Source organism: Halomicrobium sp. IBSBa, from assembly GCF_017612575.1.
Classification (GTDB): Archaea; Halobacteriota; Halobacteria; order Halobacteriales; family Haloarculaceae; genus Halomicrobium.
This window is the reverse complement of sequence record NZ_JADPQC010000001.1, coordinates 43,945-60,974: the sequence shown is the minus strand read 5'-3', so window position 1 is coordinate 60,974 and position 17,030 is coordinate 43,945. Positions and strand designations below refer to the sequence as shown.

Genomic DNA, 17,030 nt, shown 5'->3' with positions numbered 1-17,030 from the left:
ACCGCTTTGCGCGTGGTGCGTGACTTTCGCAACTTTCATTGTCCCAAACAGATAGTGCGTGAAATATGCGCCGACGATCGTTCGTCCGCGCGAGTGTCTTTGGCCTCGCCGGAATTGGTTCCCTCGCGGGCTGTAGCGGCTCCACGTCGACCCCTCCCAGAGAATCGGACGTCTTCGACGAGCTGCGAGTCAGCTCCGGGACGTTAGAAGTACCGCTGGTCGAGGAGCCAGTTGTCGAGTCACGAGCAGATGTAGAAGCGAGTCTCGACATCGCGGGCAGTGGACGCTCGATAGTCGGGACGGCACGAGGACAGAAAGGCGGTGGACGAGGTGGCGGTGCGACGGGACGCGGTGCTGGGGGATACGCGGCGGCACCGCACGGTCATCACGGTCGGGCGATCTACCATGGAGACGACGACGACGACGAGTGGCGCGAAGACCACCGTGACGAGATCGAGCAGTACCAGGCCGCTCACCGGCGAGTGGGGCTCGCGTATCTCGGGTCCGACGATCAGTACTCCGACGATCCACCAGGACCGGGTCCCGTCGACTGGGACGAAACCTGGTCCGATCCCAGCAAACAGACCCTGACCTACGAGAACGTTCGCCCCGGATGGTTCCGTGTCGGGTCCAAACTCGAAGCCGAACAGGGAACACACGACTTCGGCTGGGAAGCGATCGACTTCGAGGTCACCGAAGAGGGGACGGGCTACCAGATCGAGAACCCGTGGAAAGTTTCACCGCGCCTGTAACGCGTGCTCTCACAGTTCCGTTCGTCACTGCGGTCCGATCGAGTGCTCCTGCTCGGCCTGACGCTGGTCGTTGCCTTCTGTAGCATCGTCTACGAACTGATCTACTCGGAGATGCTGCGAGTCCTCTTTGGCGGAACAGTCCTACGATACTCGATCACGATCGGCCTGTACCTGTTCTCGCTGGGCGTCGGTGCCTTCCTGTACAACTACGTCGGCGAAGCGGAGACGAACTTCTTCAGGATCGAGGTGCTGCTGGCCGTCGTCGGACCGCTGGGACTACTGGTGATGATCCTGCTCAACAGCGTTCCAGACGTTCGCTTTCCGGCGAAAGACACCGCTGTTCTCGTCGCCTCTCACCTGCCGATTATCGCAGTCGGCGTGCTTTCTGGACTGGAGATTCCGTTCCTGTCCTCGATGGTGACCAGCGAGCGCTCGGCGTTCAGCGAGGTGCTGGGCGTCGACTACTTCGGAAGCCTCGTCGGGACGGTGGTCTACGCACTCTTCCTCTACCCCTCGATGGGTCTGATCACCGCGATCGTCGTTCTGGGCCTGCTCAACGCCGTCGCGGCACTGTCGTTTGCAGTACGTTTCACCGAGAGCAGCAAGGCACTACTGCTGGTCGGTCTCCTCCTTACCGGTACGTACGCCGGTGTGCTGGCGAACGAGCAGCAAGTCGAGGACTCGCTGACCGACTTCTACGTCGAGGGGGCGATCGAGAGCGAGTATCCGCCCAGCACGGCGTCGGTCGACGTGACCGAACGCCACACCACCAAGTATCAGGACGCCGTTCTGTACGAGCGACAGCTCACTGACGTGCCTGGCACTGATACGTGTTTACGGCTCGATATGGCCGTCCAGCTCTGTGACCGGTGGGTCGATTCTTACCACGAGGGACTGGTCGACGTGCCGATGTCCCAGTTCGAGAACGGGTCCGAGACGCGCGTCCTGTTGATCGGTGGCGGTGACTGGATCGCCGTTGATCACCTCCGAGAGTACGGTGTCACCGTCGACCACGTCGACATCGACGGGGAGTTCATGAACTACACGAGAGACCACCCGTTCTTCGAGCAGTACCACAACGACGCCTACGAGTACGACCGACTGACGACACACGTCGCAGACGCTCGAACGTACCTCCGCTCGACCGATCGACAGTACGACCTGATCTTGCTGGACTTGCCAGGTGCGCGTTCCGACGACGCACTACCGCTGTACTCGACGGAATTTTACACGCAGTTACGACAACACGTGACCGACGACGGGATGGTGGCGACGTGGGTGTACTCCCGGCACAAGTTTGCGAACCACCACATGGCCTACGCCAACACTGTCCGCGAGGCCGGCTTTCGTGGCTACGTCGACTACAGCACATACGGCGACTTCGATCGGGACGGACAGTTAGAGCGTGGAGAACAGTTCTACTTGCTCTCCCCGAGTCCGAGCGAGAAACTGACACTCGAAACAGCACGAAACGCTCGAACGGAACGAGTGCAGTCTGCCTACGAACGCCGAGAGTGGCGCGCGATCGATCGATATCGGGGTGTCGAGCCAAACAGCATCTTCGATCCCAACTACGACATCGTCATCGGCTACGTATGAACCACGAACTGCTTCACTTTGGATACGAACTCACAGATCCGGACCGGCTGAACGTCTACGAGGAGACGACAGTGACCGTCGACGGCGTCGATTTCGCCGCTGCCGTCATCGGTAGCTCTCACTGCGTTCGTGCCCAGTCGCTCGGGTTCGCAGAGATCGCGTCCTGCGACGAGCGAACCGTCACTGGGAGTCGAACGATCGACCTTCGCCGACGAGACGCTCGCTGCGTCTCGTACGAAACTGAACGGGTCGCGTGTACGACGGAGATCCGCGTCGACCCGATCGAGCGCTTCCCGACCACGCGATCGTTCGATCTGCGCTACGACTTTTCGGACCGTGCAGTAACCGCCGTCGACGCGGTCGACAGTGGCTACGAGACGTGGCACACGTATCCGGAACACGACTGTGCCGTCTTTACCGAAACCCTGTTCGAGCGACTCGGGGGACGGCCCGAAACGGGATGATCAGCGGAAGATCTCGCGTCGCTCTGCTTCAGTGAGTTCCACGTCTTCGTCGGGGACGTGGGGTGTACACTCGGGACACTCGTCCGACCCCGTTCGTTCCCCGAGCGTGACGGTGAACCCGAACACGGCGAGTACCGTCTCTTCGTGTCGTCGGACGATCGTCTCGGCGTCGCGGCCGCAGTTGTGACAGAACTCTCGCTCGGTGGCGTTGGTCTGGTAGGACACCATCGTATAGTCGAACAACCCGAGATCTGCGTAGGCCTCCGCTCGGTCGGTTCGCACGAGTTCGGGGCCGCTCTGTTCCTCGCCGTGACGATCGATCGAGTTCGCCACGCCTTCGTCGTCGTGGATCTCCAGGTCGAGCGACCGGGCGATCGAGACGCTGTTCCGGTCGCCGTCGATACTGAGACGGACGGTGCTACCGCTTCCGTGTGCCGTGACCGAGTTCCGTTCGCCGCCGACAGTCAGGACGACGTCGTCGGTCGCAGTGAACTCGACCGATCCGCGCTCGCTCTCGACGGAGATCGTGCCCCCTACTTCCCCCAGTGACCGGGATTTGCGCGTGCCGACGACCCGTAGCTCGGAGTTCCCGCCCATCTTCAGAGGAAACTGTCGTCCTCGGACACGTCCTGTGCGTTGTCGACGTTGACGTCGCCTTCTACCGTTCCGGAATCGAGGGTCACGTCTTCGGATTGTTCGACGTGGACCTCGCTGCTGTTCTCGACGATCACGTCCTGGGCCGACTCGATGACCAGTTTCCCCTCGATGCGACCGGCGTCTACGTGTACATCTTCGGCCGACTCGACGACGACATCCTCGGTTGCGTGTTCGACGATCACGTCTTCTCCGCTCACTCGTTCCGTCATGATCGAGCGTTCGGCGAGGACTCGAAAAGGTCTTTTCCCGTAGCGCACTCCGGGGACCCTATATCTCTGAGCGTTTGATCAGACAGTACAACACCAGCCCCGAGAGGATGACGTTGACGTACACTTCCATCCCGGCCATCGCTCTCGCGGCGGCACCCTCCGGGCCGATGTAACCGTAGCCGATAGTGAGAAACGTGATGTAGCTAAAGTGGATATTCCGATAGAGGATCGACAGTCCCTCGGGAGAGAACAGACTTGGGGCACCAGAAATCGGTGGGATCGTCGTCGAGAACGCTGATCCACCGAAGGCGTACAGCATCGCTGGGAACAACGGGAAGAGCGCGAAGACCGCGACGATCCGCCCCAATCGCATTCCGTGACCGCAGGTGACGCCGAGGAACGCGTTCTCCACGGCGCGACTGGCGTTTTTCGCCCGCGTCACGAGATCGGTCGTCCCGTCTCTGGCGATGCCGACGTACTTCTTCCGGGCGAACTGCTGGCGTCTGACCCGGAACTCGCCAGCAGCCTTCATCTGGCCAGCACTGGAGGCTGCCGTCTTGGCTTTGAGATAGGTACGCTCGACGTTCTCGGGGGTCATCGGCAGCGCGAACGTCACGTCGGCGAAGTTCTCGTCGAACTCGTGGAGCGACCAGTCGTTTCGATCCAGGTAGTCCGTGTGAGCCGAGAAGTCGAAGTCGTAGCCGTCGAACTCGTTGAACTCCGTGTTGCAGAAACGGAAGTAGTCGAGGAGCTGTCGGTGGTCGCTCTCGGTGGTTGCACGCAACGACACGGAGCCCAGACTCGCGTTCGTCAGATCGTAACGAACCCAGCCTCCCTCTGGCTGACGGATCTCTCCGTCCTTGATGATCGCGCGGGTGAAGTCGACGTAGCTTTCGTTCGTGATCGGAACGACGTGGAAGACGGCGCGATCGAACTTTGCACCGCGGAAGGTGGTCTCGGCAGCGAAGCGGGTGTCGACGAACGATCCGGAGCTGAAGACGGCGTCCTCGAAACCCGCCCGCGCGCCGAAGGTCGCTGCGTCGAACGAGGCGTCCTCATCGAGGTGATTGTCGGCACCCCGAAACTCCGCTCCGCGAAATATGGCGACGCCGTCGAACGACACCTGCTGGAAGCTCACGTCGCCGTAAAACCGGGCCTCGTCGAAGTCGACCTCGTCGGCGAACGTCGCAGCTTCGAAGGAAGCGTCGCCGTCGAAGCGGATACCTTCGAACGTCGCACGGCCGTTCACCGTGATACCGTCGAACAGCCCGTCTCGAAAGTGCGCGTCACAGGCGTTCAGTTCGTCGTCGAACACCGCTTGCGAGAACGTCGCGTCCTCTTCGAGTGAACGGGCACCGCCCTCGAACTCCGCTCCGCGAAACACCGCAGTGCCCTGGAAAGTGACCGACTCGAAGTCGACATCGCCACCGAAATCGACCTCGTCGAAGTCCGCTTCGCTCTGGAAGGTCGCACGGGTAAACGCCACGTCGCCGGTAAACGTCGTCTCTTCGAATCTGACACGACCGGCGACGGATACGTCTGCAAAGTCTGCGTACGTAAACGCTGCCTGACGGAAGTCGACCTCCGCCTCGAAGGTCGCATCCTCGAAACTGGCATTGTCTCCGAGTTCGTTCGATGCACCACTGAACGAGGCGGTTTCGAACGAGACCGACTCCTCGAAGCTGGCCCGTTCGAAGTCCGCGTCGTTGCCGAAGTGTGCTTCCTGTAGTGTAACGGGGCCAGTAAACGTCGATCCCGTCACGTCGAACTGGTCGTCGAACCGCGCTTCGAAGGCGTCTACGTCACCGCTCACGGTCGACCCGGACAGTGACAGATCGAACTCGAAGCGGGCTCCAGAGAGTTCGAGACCGCCGATGTCACAGTTCTCGAAGCTGATCGGCACGGTCACGTCGGCGTCGACAGCGCTAACCGCCCCTTCGAACGTACAGTTCCTGAAGACGACCGGATGGTTGTTGTCGCTCTCGATCGTTCTGAAGTCGAGGTTTAGTGCCGGTAACGTACAGTCAGAGATTACTTTCTCGGCCTGACTCCCGTGCTCGATCACCGAGAACAGAGCGTCGACGAGTTCGTCGTCGCCGATATCGAGTGCCTCGCGCTCGTCGGGCGACCGTTCGAGGAGCGCTCTGGATTCCGATACCGCAGTCTCTGGCATGATCCATCGTGATCAACTGACGAACAAAAAGCTACCCAATCTCCAGCCACCGAGCAGATCGTGTGTGCAAGTGCCCTCACCAGAACGACTGCGTCCGTGCGTACTCGCGTTCCTGCTGGAGGATGTCCCGGTAGAACTCGTCTTCGTCCTCGCGGAGTTTGTTGATGATGCGAGCGGCGTTGTAGGGGCCGACACCGCGTGCGGCCAGCGCGATCACCGCCTGCTTGCCGTGGCTCTGGACCAGCGACGCCGACCGGTAGGCCCGTTCGGTCATCTTCTCCTGTTCCTCGTCTTTGTCCGCGGCTCGCACCGCCGAGATCACCTCCTCGGCCCACGGATTGAGTGCGGCGATGCGCGTCGACCCACAGTCGGGACAGTCGGGCTGGTCGCGGACGCGACCGACCTGCTGTTTGCGCCGCCAGTCCCGGCAGTGGAGACAGAACAGGAGCACTCGGTCGTTCTGGATGCGCTCCCTGACGGTCTGGATGACGCTGGCGTCGGCGTGTTCCGGCGAGAGCAGTTCCCGACCCGAGGAACGGCCGCCGAGGCCGATCGGCGTGCGGTCGCCGACGGTCTCGACGGTGATCGAGCCAGACTGAATCGCCGACAGGACCGTCTGGGTCGCTTCCACGGCCAGGTCCTCGTGGAACACCTCGCGGACGGCCTCGTCGTAGATCGGCGTGTCTTCGAGGGCGGCCAGCAGTCGATCGCGCCCGAACCGGCCCGATCCGGAGCCCTGCCAGCGCTTGAGCGTGCCGAACTTCGCCGCGACCTGTGCGAGCTTGAACTTCAGGGCGTCGGCGTTTTTCAGGCTCAGCTCGATGATGTGGCGGACGTGCTCGGGATCGGTCGTCTCCAGCACGTCGATCACGTCGCCGCCGCTGACGCCGCTGGGCAGTTCGAGTTCGATCCGGTAGGGATCGACTTCCATCGCGACGGTCGCGCCGGCTCGCTGGCCCACCAGCGACGAGAGCAGTCGGCCCAGCGTCTCGTTGACCTGGTGGCCCAGACAGGCGTTGACGACGACCTCGCGGCCGTGCATCTCGACGACGATCGTCTCGTCGTCGGGGATGGGAGCCTCGTGGTCTCGGAGCTGTTCGAGCCCGCTCTCGACGGTGGCCGGATCGCCCTCGTAGCGCCGCGTGAGGTCACGAGCCACGGCGTCGGCTCCAGCGCCGTCCTGAAGCTGTCTGCCGGCGACGCGTCGGAGTTCGCCGAACTCGCGGGCGACCGCCTGTGGGACCGGAATCTCCTGGCCGACCCACGACGGCACCTCGCCGGCCGGGTCCTCGATCGGCGAGACCGTGACGACTTCCTCGTCCTCGTCGACGTTCGTGATCCGCCACATCTCCCCGCGCTGGATGAACACCTCGCCGGGGTTCGCGAAGTTGACGACGAACTGCTCGTCGAGGGTGCCGATCTGGTCGCCCGAGGCCACGTCTTCGACGTCGTAGGTCGCCTCGTCGGGGATCATCGAGAGGTTCTGATAGAAGTACTGCCAGGTCCCTCGTCGCTTCTCCAGTCGATCGTGGTCCTCGTCGATCCAGATGACGCGATTCTCGCCGAGTTCGCGAACCACCTCCCGGAACTCGTCGACGGTCAGATCCCGGAAGGGATAGGCCCGCGTGACGATCTCGTAGGCTTCCATGGCGCGGATCTCGCCGACGTCCATGACGATGCCGGGTACCTGATTGGCTACGGTGTCGAGGCTGCCGTCGTGGATCTCGGCGGGCTCGACCTCGCCGTCGAGAGCCTGTCGCGTGATCGCCAGCGCCTCCAGCGTGTCGTCGGGGTGGGTGGTGACGACGGTTCCCGAAGACAGCAGGTCCCGGCGGTGGCCTGCCCGGCCGACGCGCTGGAGGAGGCGAGCGACCTGTCGGGGGCTGCCGTACTGGACCACGTGGTCGACGTGGCCGACGTCGATCCCGAGCTCCATGGACGAGGTACAGAGCAGGGCGTCGAGATCGCCCTCTTTGAAGCGGTCTTCCACGTCGATCCGCGTCTCCTTGGCCAGTGAGCCGTGATGGACCCCGAGGTTCGTGCCGAGTTCTTTGAACCGCGAGCCCAGCGCCTCCGCCGTCTGACGCGTGTTGACGAACACCAGGACGGAGTCGTGGGCCGCGATCAGTTCGTCGATCCGGCGGACGTGGCTGGCGACCTCGGGGTCGGTGACGAGTTCGCTGGCCAGTCGCTCGTCGTCGTCGGTGACCGTCGGCCGGACCACAGACACGTCCAGACGGCTCCCGACGTCGACCTCGACGATCCGACAGCCACGGTCGCCGGTGAGAAAGCGTCCGACGGCCTCGGGATCGCCGACGGTCGCCGAGAGCCCGATCCGCTGGAAGGGGCCCGACACCTCGCGCAGTCGTTCCAGCCCGACGGTCAGCTGTGCGCCGCGCTTGGCGGCCGCGAGTTCGTGGACCTCGTCGACGACGACGTGCTCGACGGCTTCCAGTGCGGTCCGGAGCTTCGATCCGGTCAACATCGCCTGGAGCGTCTCCGGCGTCGTCACGAGCACGTCGGGCGGATCGTCGGCCTGCTGCTGTCGCTGGTAGTCGGTCGTGTCGCCGTGGCGCACGTCGATTTCGAGGTCGAGCGTGTCGCCCCACCAGTCGAGTCGCTCGCGCATGTCGCGGTTCAACGCCCGGAGGGGCGTGATGTAGAGCGCTCCGATGCCGAAGCGGTCCTCGTCGGCCAGCGCGTCGAAGACGGGGAGCATGGCCGTTTCCGTCTTCCCGGTCCCCGTCGGCGCGACGACGAGCGCGTCGTGGCCCGCCGCCAGCGGCGGAATCGCCTTTCGCTGGGGCTCCGTCGGCGTCGTAAAGCCCCGCTCGGACAGCGCCGAACGGACCGACCCGCCGAGTGCAGTGAACGCGTCAGCGCCCGTCTCACTCATCGCCACTGCTAACGGCTGGACGAGGTTAAAGATGCGGACAGCGCCGGTCCGCAACGGCCCGACTCGGGTGCGGACTGTTCAGTCGTCCGACGCGGCCGACACTTCGCCGGTGGTGCTTTCGGCGTCGGTGTCGAACTGGTTGACGAGTTCCTTCAGGTCACTCGCCTGGCTCGACAGCGACTGGATGCTGCTCGTGACTTCCGAGATCGACGCGGCCTGTTCCTCGGCCGACGCCGCGACGTTCTCCGACTCGGAAGAGGTCTCCTCGCTGATCGAGCCGACCTCCTCGGCCATCGAGACGACCTCCTCCATGGAGGCCGCCTGTTCGTCGGTCGCGTCACTGATCGCCTGGATCCCGGAGTTGGCGTCTTCGACCTGCGTGACGATCTCCGAGAGGGCCTCCGTGGCGTTTTCGACGGTCTCCTTGCCGTTGTCGACGCGGTCGCCCATCTCGCGGATGTCGTCGACGGTGTCGTCCGTCCGAGACTGGATGTTCTCGATCAGCGACGCGATGTCGTTGGTCGCGTCCTGGGTCTCCTCGGCCAGTGCCTTGATCTCGCGGGCCACGACAGCGAACCCTTCGCCGGCTTCGCCGGCTCGGTTGGCCTCGATGGAGGCGTTCAGCGCCAGCATGTTCGTCTGGTCGGCGATGTCGTCGATCAGCGTGACGACCTCGCCGATCCGCTCCATCTCCGAGGCGAGGGACTCGACCTGCTCGACGGCCTCGGTCGCCGTCTCGTCGATCGCTTCGATCTCGTCTGCGGCCAGCTGCCCGTATTCGCGTCCCTCAGCGCCGGTTTCGGCTGCGCGCTGGGACTTCGAGGCGACCTCGTCGGTCGAGGACGTGATCTCCTCGACGGTCGCCGAGAGATCCGTCATCTCCCCGCTGACCTGCTGGATGTGGTCGTTCTGACGGTCTGCGCCCTCCGCGATCTGCTGGACGGACCGACTGACCTGTTCGCTCGCGGACTTGACCTCCTGTGCGCTCGCGGAGATCGACTCCGTCGAGGAGTCGACGGTGCCAGCGAACTCCTCGATGCGGACGACGGTCCGTTCGAGCTCCGAGACCATCTCGTTGAAGCTCTCCGCGATGTCGACCATCGCGTCGTAGTCGCTGTCGGTGTCCATCCGCTGGGTGAGGTCGCCGGCCGCGGCACTGTCCATCACGTCGCTGAACTGTTCGGCCTTCGCTTCGAGGGCGGTCGCCATCGACTCGGCCTCCGCCTGTGCGGACTCTGCCTCGTCTTTGGCCTCCTCGATGTTGGCGATCAGCTCCTGGATGTCGACGCTCATCTTCTCCAGCGCCGCGCCGAACTCGCCGGGGATCTCCTCGTCGAGCGCGGGGTCGTCGAACCGCTTCTCCGAGATCGCGTCGGCCTGGTCGGCGGCGGTCGTCAGGTACGACTGCATCGCGGCGAAGGCGTCGTACAGCTGTCCCATCTCGTCGATGCGGTCGGTCTCGGGGATCGAGCTGTTGATGTCGCCCGCAGCGATGTCCTCCGCGCTCTCGGCCACGTGGGCGAGCGAACGGGCGGTCCCCCGGCCGATCGTCGCACCCACGACGAACAGCGCGCCGACCGCAAGCGCAAGCAGGAGTCCGATGTTCTCGGAGACGGCCGACTGGAGCGCGAACGCGCGGTTCGCGGGCACGTGATAGAGGAGGACCCACTCCGTGCCGGTGATCGGCGTGTACGCCATGACGTACTGACCCTCGTCCATGCCGGTTCGGGCCGAGACCTGTCTGTACCCGGTCTCACCGCCGAGTGCCGACTCGACGGCGGTCTCCGTCGAGCCGTCGGTCGTCTCGTACTGTTCGAGGAGCGATCCCTTTCGGTTGTCCAGGACGATCCGCCCGTCCTGGCTGACGACCTTCACGTCGCCGGTGGCGAACGGCGAGGTGAACTCGTGGGATCGCGCTTCGAGCGACGCGGTCAGCACCACGTACTGGTCGTTTCCGGGCACCGGCTGGACGAACGCGATGACCGGCTCGCTGCCGCTCTCGTACGGCTCGGAGGTCGAGGTCGGCCCCGAGGCGACGATCGCGCCGCTGCCGTCGGTCCACGGTGCTTCGACGGCGCTCAACGACGTGCCCTGGAGGCCGTCGTCGGTGCTCGCGACGACGGAGCCCTCCGCGGCGTCGACGTAGTGGAGCGAGCGAACGTCACCGGGGAGCCCGATGAGCTTCTGTTCGAGCCATCGCTGGTTGTCGGCTGCGCTCTCGCCGGACCGATCCGACAGCGAGTCGGCGAGGAACGACGCCGTCGACTGCTTGGTCGAGGACCACTCGGAGATCGACGCGGCCTGTGACTCGGCGACGCCGCGGATCTGGTCTTCGGTCTGGCTCTCGACGAGCGACTCGGTCTCCAGAATGACGAGCCCCCCACCGGCCGCGAGGACGAGGACGACGCCGAGCAACAGGACGCCGAACTTCGCGGCGTACCGTCGTCTGATCACGTCCGGGAGGGACCGCTCGATCGAGCTGACGAGCCGCTTGCTCCCCCAGCTCATCGCTGGCCCTCCGATTCGAAGAAGCCCCGTTGGAGCAACTCCAGGGACTCCACGACGCCGCCGTCGACCTGCTGGATGAGGTACGAACTCAGCGGTTCGAGATTCTCGGTCAGGTCGACGCCGCCCGACGCGCCCTGATAGTTCAGCTCGCGTCCCGCGTCCGTCAGCGAGCGCACTTTGTCGAAGTCACCGACAGAGACGGTGTGGCCCGTCCCCCCAGAGACCGACCGGATCGTGTCGGCGATCGCGGGGCCGGTCGTCTCGCCCGCCTGCTGTGCGGCGGCAGCCATCAGGAACATCGCGTCGTAGCCGTTGGCGGCGAACGCTGCGAGTGAATCGATGTCCGAGAGCCGGCGCACCAGATCGAAGTACGCGTCCGTCCGTGACGAGGACAGCGACGCGCTGTAGAACCCTTCGTAGTACGACGGCACGTCGCCGCCGAACATACCCGCGGAGAATACCCACGGAACGTCTTCGTCTCGCTGGCTGTACGCGTCGAGAATGCCCCGTTCCTGTCCCGAGACGCTCGTGAATGCGACCGCATCCGGGTCGTTCTCGAAGACGGTATCGAGCGTCCCGTCGAACGAATCGGCTTCGGAGTCGTAGCGCACGTCGGCGACGATCTCGGCGTCAAGCAGCGACCGCTGTGCCTCCGCGAGCCCGGCCCCGAACGAGTTGTCGATGCTCAACAGCGCGACGGAGTCGGCACCGATGTACAGTGAGTCGTCGACGACTTTCGCCATCGCCGCCGCCTGGAGCCCGTCACTGGGAACGGTCCGCCCGAAGTACTTCCGATCGCTGGCCCGCCCGGCGGTCGTCAGCTGCGGTGCCGTACTGGCTGGACTGACCTCCATGATCTCGTCGTCGGCGACTTCCTGTGAGAGTGCGATCGACACGTCACTGACGAGTCCGCCGACGAGTCCGACGCCGCCGCTCTCGGCGAACTCGCGGTATCCCTCGACCGCGGTCTCGACGGTCGCCTCGCTGTCGATCGCCGTCAGTTCGATCTTGCGTCCGTTGATACCGCCTGCAGCGTTGATGTCTCGAACCGCCTGCTCGGTCGCCCGCTTGCCGTGTGTCCCCACCTGTTCCAGGGGTCCACTGAGAGGATACACGGCCCCGAACGAGACAGTCTGGTCACTGCCGCTGAGAGTACCCAAGCAGCCCGAAGAGAGGCCAACCGCCGCGGTACCGACGGCCGTTTTGAGTGCGTCGCGCCTTGTACGCATGGTATGATAGAAATATTTTTTGGTATAAATACGTTCCCCGGGAATTATCAGCCATGAGATACCGCCGGAAAATTATGTGAATATCGGAGATAGTGTACAGATTTTTATACGAATACAGTCTATCTTAATAGCAGTTGGGACTCAGTAATCGCTCCCACGCGGGACGCCAGCCATATGTTCGCGCTCGCCCGAACGACTGTATGAACGTTCGCGTCCTCTATCTCGTCTCGTTGACGGCGTTCGGCGTCGTCTCGGTCGTCGACACCGCACTCGCCGCATCCACCGGTCTCACGACGATCGACTGGATCACCGGTGGCGTCGGCGCGCTGGTCCTGCTCACCGCTCTGGCGGGGTTCTCGAATCCCGAGGAATCCGGTGCGCCGACCGAGAGCGGGCCGCTGCTGTGGGTCGTCGTGGTCGGTGCGTCGCTGTTCGTCCTCACGACGATCGCGACATGGTTCTAGACCGGGTGGACCACTTCCCGACAGCCCGGACACTCGGCGTAGGACTCTCGTCCGGCGTCGGTCTCGTACTCGATGATGACCAGCCCGAGCGGGATTTCGGTCTGACAGTCCGGACAGCGCCCCAGCGTGTGGTCCGACGATACCGCGCCCATGGTGGACAGCCCGGTGCTACCCACGTTGTTATACGCCCGCTACTGGCCGGTAGGATCGGACTACGGCCTTCAAATCGATCGGTACCGACCGAGACGCGTGCCGTCGAGGAGGTAGGCCTGTCCGTCGGCCAGTCCCGCCGGGAGGAACGGAGAGAGAAACTCCTGGCCGGCGACGTTGACCCACGTGCCTCCAGAGCGGTCGTTGAACGCCGGGCACACGACGAGATCGGCGTCGATACCCAGTGCGCCGTCGAACTGGCTCTCGAACGGCGCGGGGTCGACGCGTCCGCGGAGCCACGCGCGCTCGACCCGCCGGCCGCCGACCTCGTCTTCGAGACGGACGACCGGGTGTTCGTGGCCGACACAGACCACGTCGGCTCCGAGCACCGCTCGACTCGGCCAGGTGTGGCCGTGTGCGAACCCGACCGAACCGATCCTGACGCCGTCGCTGGGTGTGACCGTCACGGGCGTCGCCGCGTCCGCACAGAGTTCGTCGATCCCGCCGTCGTGGTTCCCGCGAACGACGGTCACCGGGACCTCGACCGCGTCGAGGAGCGCCGTCACCTCCTCGCGTTCGGCCCCTGCCGGATCGCCGATCGAGTGAACGAGATCGCCGAGGACGACCAGTCGGTCGGGCGCGGTTTCGGCGAGCAGATTGAGGAGCCGGTCACGTCGCACGTCGGCGTCGCTCGCCAGTTCGACGCCCTCGCGGCGCAGCCCCCGCTCGATACCGGCGTGGTAGTCCGCGACGACGAGACAGCGCTCCTCGCCGGTGGCTGCGACCGCAGCGGGGCGGTCTGGAACCGGTTCGACGCCCATCAGATCGGTTTCAACAGGCCGTCGTCAGGCTCGTAGCAGCGCCCGCCCATCAGCGCATCCTGGATGGCGTCCTCGACGGCGTCGGGATCGCCGCCGGTCCGATCGACGACGGCGTCGACGACCGCCGTCCGGGCTGCGCCGTCCCCGTCGTCCAGATCGTCCATCACGTCCATCACCGCGTCTTCGAGATCCACGTCGGTCGCGTCGTCCTCGTCGGGCGAGTCGGCGCTTCGGGCGGCTTCGCCCTCACTCGGCTCGGCGTCGGACGACGGCTCCGCGTCGGCTGCCGTGGTGCTCTCGGCGTCGACGGCCTCGGGATCGGGCGTGTCGATGTCGGCCGCTCCGGGCTCGTCGACCTCGGTCCCGCTCTGGAACTCCGTGCCGTACTCGGACTCGATCTCCTCGCGTTCGCTCTCGTCGAGTTCGAACTCGGGGTCGAACTCCCCGAGATCGTCGTCCGTCGGCTCTGTCTCCGCCGTAGCGGACGGATCGGTGGCCGCCGTCTCGCGGTCTGACGCTGACTCGTCGGTGGGCTCGTCGCTCGTCGCGTCGATCTCGTCCGGCGACGGTTCTGTCGTCTCGTCTGGGGACACCGTTTCGTCCGGCGACACTTCTACCGTCTCGCCTGGTGACGCTTCCGCTGTCTCGTCCGTCGAGTCGGATCCGGACGGTTCTTCCTCGGCCACGTCGCCGACGCTCTCGGTCGTCTCGCCCGCGGACTCGTCGTCGATCGAGGGGTCGTCCGAACCGCTCGGCTGCTGGCCCGTCGTCGCTTCGGCGGTTCCCGCACGCTGATCGTCGGCCCCCTCGTCCGGTCGGTCTGTTTCGACCGGTTCTTCGGCGACCGTCTCAGCCCCTTCGTCGTCGGCCGGTAATTCGATCGGTCGCTCGACGAGCCCGGCGAGTCGATCGTCGCTGCCCTGTCCCGGTCGGACGGTCAGTGGCTCGACCTCGTCTCGCTGGCCGGCGACGACGCGGGCGGCGTCGGTCGCGAGGTCCCGCACTGCCGCGAGGTAGTCGCCGGTCGTTCCGTACCGTTCCAGTGCGATGGGGATACCAGCGGCCACCCCCTCGTCGACGCCGTGGTCGACGAGCGCCGCCCGCAGGTCGTCGCCGGTCAGGTCGGCGTGTTTGCCCTCTGCGGCGCGTGCCACGCGGTCGATCGTCTGCTCGGCCGTCTGGACGACCCAGCGGTCCCGCGTCGCCGCGTCGACCTCGCTGATCGACTCGGGCCGGACGGAGGTGTACACCTGATCGCTGTCGTCGGGCTGGTAGGTCCGAGCCTTGCCCGTGACCGCCACGAACGTCGGCGGGTCGGCACTCTCCAGGAAGGCAAGCGCCTCGGGCTGGTACTGGCCGGCGTAGACGACGAAGGGACCCGACGGGTCGACGACGCGGGCCCGGAGGTAGTCCTCGCTGACCGTCTCGACCTCGGTCAGCACGCCCACCAGGAACACTCTGTTCACGCGTGCGCCCGTCGGCGTGACGACGTAGTTGGGCGCACGCTCCTCGTCGCTCTCGGAGTACGAGAAGTCCGCGTCGTCGAACTCGGCCGCAAAGAGGCGATAGGCGACCTCGCGCCGGCCTGCGCCGCCCTGGTCCTCGTCGGTGCTCATGGCTCGACCTCCGCGAGCAGCGTCCGAGCACGTTCTGCCGGATCGTCGTCGCTCTCCTCGAAGCTGGTCGCGTCGAGGTTCGCACCGTACTCGTCGACCGACAGCGAGCCACGGACGACGTACTCCAGGCCGACGATGCGGTCGGCGATCCGCTCGGCGACGACCTCCTTGTCCATCGCGTCGCGCGCGTGCTCGGTCGCGTCCGCGAGGTCACCCCCGTACACCTCGGCGGTCAGTTCGTCGTCGAGCACGACCGTCACGGTGGCGCTGCCGTCGTCGAGGATCGCCTTCGTCCGCAGGTCGTCGACGGCGTCGACCGTGCCGTGGCTCCGGCACTGGCCGTTCTGGACGACGCGGCCACACTCCGGACACCGCTCGATCAGGCCCGAGCCGTCCCGAACTTCGATGATGTTGCCGGTCAGTTCGACGTCGAAGAGTCCGCCGGAGTCGACAGCCTCGCGAATCGGCATCTGCTGTGCGTTCTCGGTCGCCGAGACCGTCCGGTCCAGCGGCGTCACCGTCGAGAACTCCGAGACGTTGATCGACGGCGCGCCCCGGAACTCCCGGACGAACACGTCTTCGATGCGGATCGACGCGCCGGCTTCGATCTCGGCGTGTGGGTCCCAGTCGGTAAAGGGGAGCCGGGTGCTCTCGTCGCCGAAGACGCCGCTGAGGATGTCGGTCTCGCCGTTGCGGCCGTCGATCGTCTTCTCCTCGACCTCCAGGACCTGCACCTCGACGTTGATCCCGCGGTCGCCCGGCGCGAGCGTCGCGAGTTCGGCGTCGCCGCCGATCTCGTAGGGCACGTCCAGCGGCTCGTCGGATCGCTCGATGCTCGTGCTCTCGCCGAGGTTCAGCTCGGGTCGGCCGTCCCACTCGCGGACGCCCGCGTTGCCCGCGGTGATCGTGTCGCCGGCAGCCAGTCCGAAGTCCTCCCAGGCCGTGTACGAGATCGTCCCGGTCTCGTCGGCGAGTTCGCCCTCGAAGATCACCTGTTCGTCGCCCTGGTACTGGATCGACCGCTGACCGACGGTCAGCACTCGGGCCGTGACGGTGACGTTCGAGTCGCTCGCCGAAATGTCGGCGATGTCTTTGCTCGATGGCGTCGCCCCGCCCTCGCTGCCGTCCCCGTACTTGCGTCTGAGGCTCTGCTTTGCCTCGTCCATCGGGACGGAGTAGTTCACGAGATTCGCCAGATCCTCTTTGACCTCCTCTTTGTCGACACCGAGGTCGGAGGCGAGTTCCTCGGCATGCTCGTCGAGTGTCATCGGGCCGTGGTTCGGCGGCGGCGATGAAAAGCGTTCGGTGGTGGGCCGACACCGCGACCGAGCGGAGACGAACGTGTACGTATTCTCCCGTTGACGTATGGCCAGCACGTTTTTATTCGAGATAACGGTACTTCACGCGTATGCCACAGTGCGGGGTCACACTGCCGGCCGTCCGTCTGTTACGAACCCCGGGACGGGGTCACGAGTCTCTCGAAACGGTGAGA

The 17,030-nt window shown here is 65.0% G+C and carries 14 protein-coding genes; 4 read left to right on the top strand and 10 right to left on the bottom strand.

What is annotated here, in order from left to right; translation table 11 throughout:
* The first annotated feature begins 65 nt into the window (after positions 1 to 65).
* Genes IL252_RS00345 through IL252_RS00335 form a run of 3 tightly spaced genes read left to right on the top strand, consistent with a single transcriptional unit; the run spans position 66 to position 2,815 of the window.
* Entirely contained in the window at positions 66 to 752 is a 687-nt protein-coding gene (locus IL252_RS00345) for a hypothetical protein (protein ID WP_153553539.1), read from the top strand.
* A gap of 3 nt (positions 753 to 755) precedes the next feature.
* Positions 756 to 2,351: a spermidine synthase gene (locus tag IL252_RS00340; protein ID WP_208625758.1), complete on the top strand. Its 1,596-nt coding sequence runs from the start codon at positions 756 to 758 to the stop codon at positions 2,349 to 2,351.
* A complete protein-coding gene (locus IL252_RS00335; protein ID WP_170094432.1) occupies positions 2,348 to 2,815 on the top strand; it encodes a DUF2617 family protein in 468 nt (155 codons plus the stop codon). Before IL252_RS00340 ends, IL252_RS00335 begins: the two co-directional genes overlap by 4 nt.
* On the opposite strand, the gene IL252_RS00330 is transcribed toward IL252_RS00335, so the two are convergent.
* The 6 genes from IL252_RS00330 to IL252_RS00305 all read right to left on the bottom strand — a co-directional run bounded on the left by IL252_RS00330 (position 2,816) and on the right by IL252_RS00305 (position 12,487).
* A complete protein-coding gene (locus IL252_RS00330) occupies positions 2,816 to 3,412 on the bottom strand; it encodes a hypothetical protein (protein ID WP_170094431.1) in 597 nt (198 codons plus the stop codon).
* A gap of 2 nt (positions 3,413 to 3,414) precedes the next feature.
* Entirely contained in the window at positions 3,415 to 3,681 is a 267-nt protein-coding gene (locus tag IL252_RS00325; protein WP_208625757.1) for a hypothetical protein, read from the bottom strand.
* A gap of 58 nt (positions 3,682 to 3,739) precedes the next feature.
* On the bottom strand, positions 3,740 to 5,854 hold the full coding sequence (locus IL252_RS00320; protein WP_208625756.1) for a pentapeptide repeat-containing protein: 2,115 nt from the start codon (positions 5,852 to 5,854) through the stop codon (positions 3,740 to 3,742).
* 76 nt (positions 5,855 to 5,930) lie between these two features.
* The gene (locus tag IL252_RS00315; protein WP_208625755.1) at positions 5,931 to 8,750 is read right to left on the bottom strand and encodes a DEAD/DEAH box helicase; all 2,820 of its coding nucleotides are present in this window, start codon (positions 8,748 to 8,750) and stop codon (positions 5,931 to 5,933) included.
* Between the two features lie 78 nt (positions 8,751 to 8,828).
* A complete protein-coding gene (locus IL252_RS00310) occupies positions 8,829 to 11,258 on the bottom strand; it encodes a methyl-accepting chemotaxis protein (RefSeq protein WP_208625754.1) in 2,430 nt (809 codons plus the stop codon).
* Positions 11,255 to 12,487 (bottom strand): ABC transporter substrate-binding protein, encoded by a 1,233-nt coding sequence (locus IL252_RS00305; protein ID WP_279634265.1) that lies wholly within the window; start codon positions 12,485 to 12,487, stop codon positions 11,255 to 11,257. Before IL252_RS00305 ends, IL252_RS00310 begins: the two co-directional genes overlap by 4 nt.
* Before the next feature lie 200 nt (positions 12,488 to 12,687).
* On the opposite strand from IL252_RS00305, the gene IL252_RS00300 reads away from it, so the two are divergent.
* Entirely contained in the window at positions 12,688 to 12,951 is a 264-nt protein-coding gene (locus IL252_RS00300) for a hypothetical protein (RefSeq protein WP_208625753.1), read from the top strand.
* Here IL252_RS00300 and IL252_RS00295 read toward each other — a convergent pair.
* The 4 genes from IL252_RS00295 to IL252_RS00280 all read right to left on the bottom strand — a co-directional run bounded on the left by IL252_RS00295 (position 12,948) and on the right by IL252_RS00280 (position 16,806).
* Positions 12,948 to 13,103, bottom strand: coding sequence for a hypothetical protein (locus tag IL252_RS00295; protein WP_208625752.1), 156 nt, complete (start codon positions 13,101 to 13,103; stop codon positions 12,948 to 12,950). The genes IL252_RS00300 and IL252_RS00295 overlap by 4 nt on opposite strands.
* A 69-nt stretch (positions 13,104 to 13,172) precedes the next feature.
* Positions 13,173 to 13,922: a metallophosphoesterase gene (locus tag IL252_RS00290; RefSeq protein WP_208625751.1), complete on the bottom strand. Its 750-nt coding sequence runs from the start codon at positions 13,920 to 13,922 to the stop codon at positions 13,173 to 13,175.
* Positions 13,922 to 15,538, bottom strand: coding sequence for a hypothetical protein (locus IL252_RS00285; protein ID WP_208625750.1), 1,617 nt, complete (start codon positions 15,536 to 15,538; stop codon positions 13,922 to 13,924). The genes IL252_RS00290 and IL252_RS00285 overlap by 1 nt, the downstream gene beginning before the upstream one ends.
* Entirely contained in the window at positions 15,535 to 16,806 is a 1,272-nt protein-coding gene (locus tag IL252_RS00280) for a Single-stranded DNA binding protein (RefSeq protein WP_208625749.1), read from the bottom strand. Before IL252_RS00280 ends, IL252_RS00285 begins: the two co-directional genes overlap by 4 nt.
* Between the last annotated feature and the right edge of the window lie 224 nt (positions 16,807 to 17,030).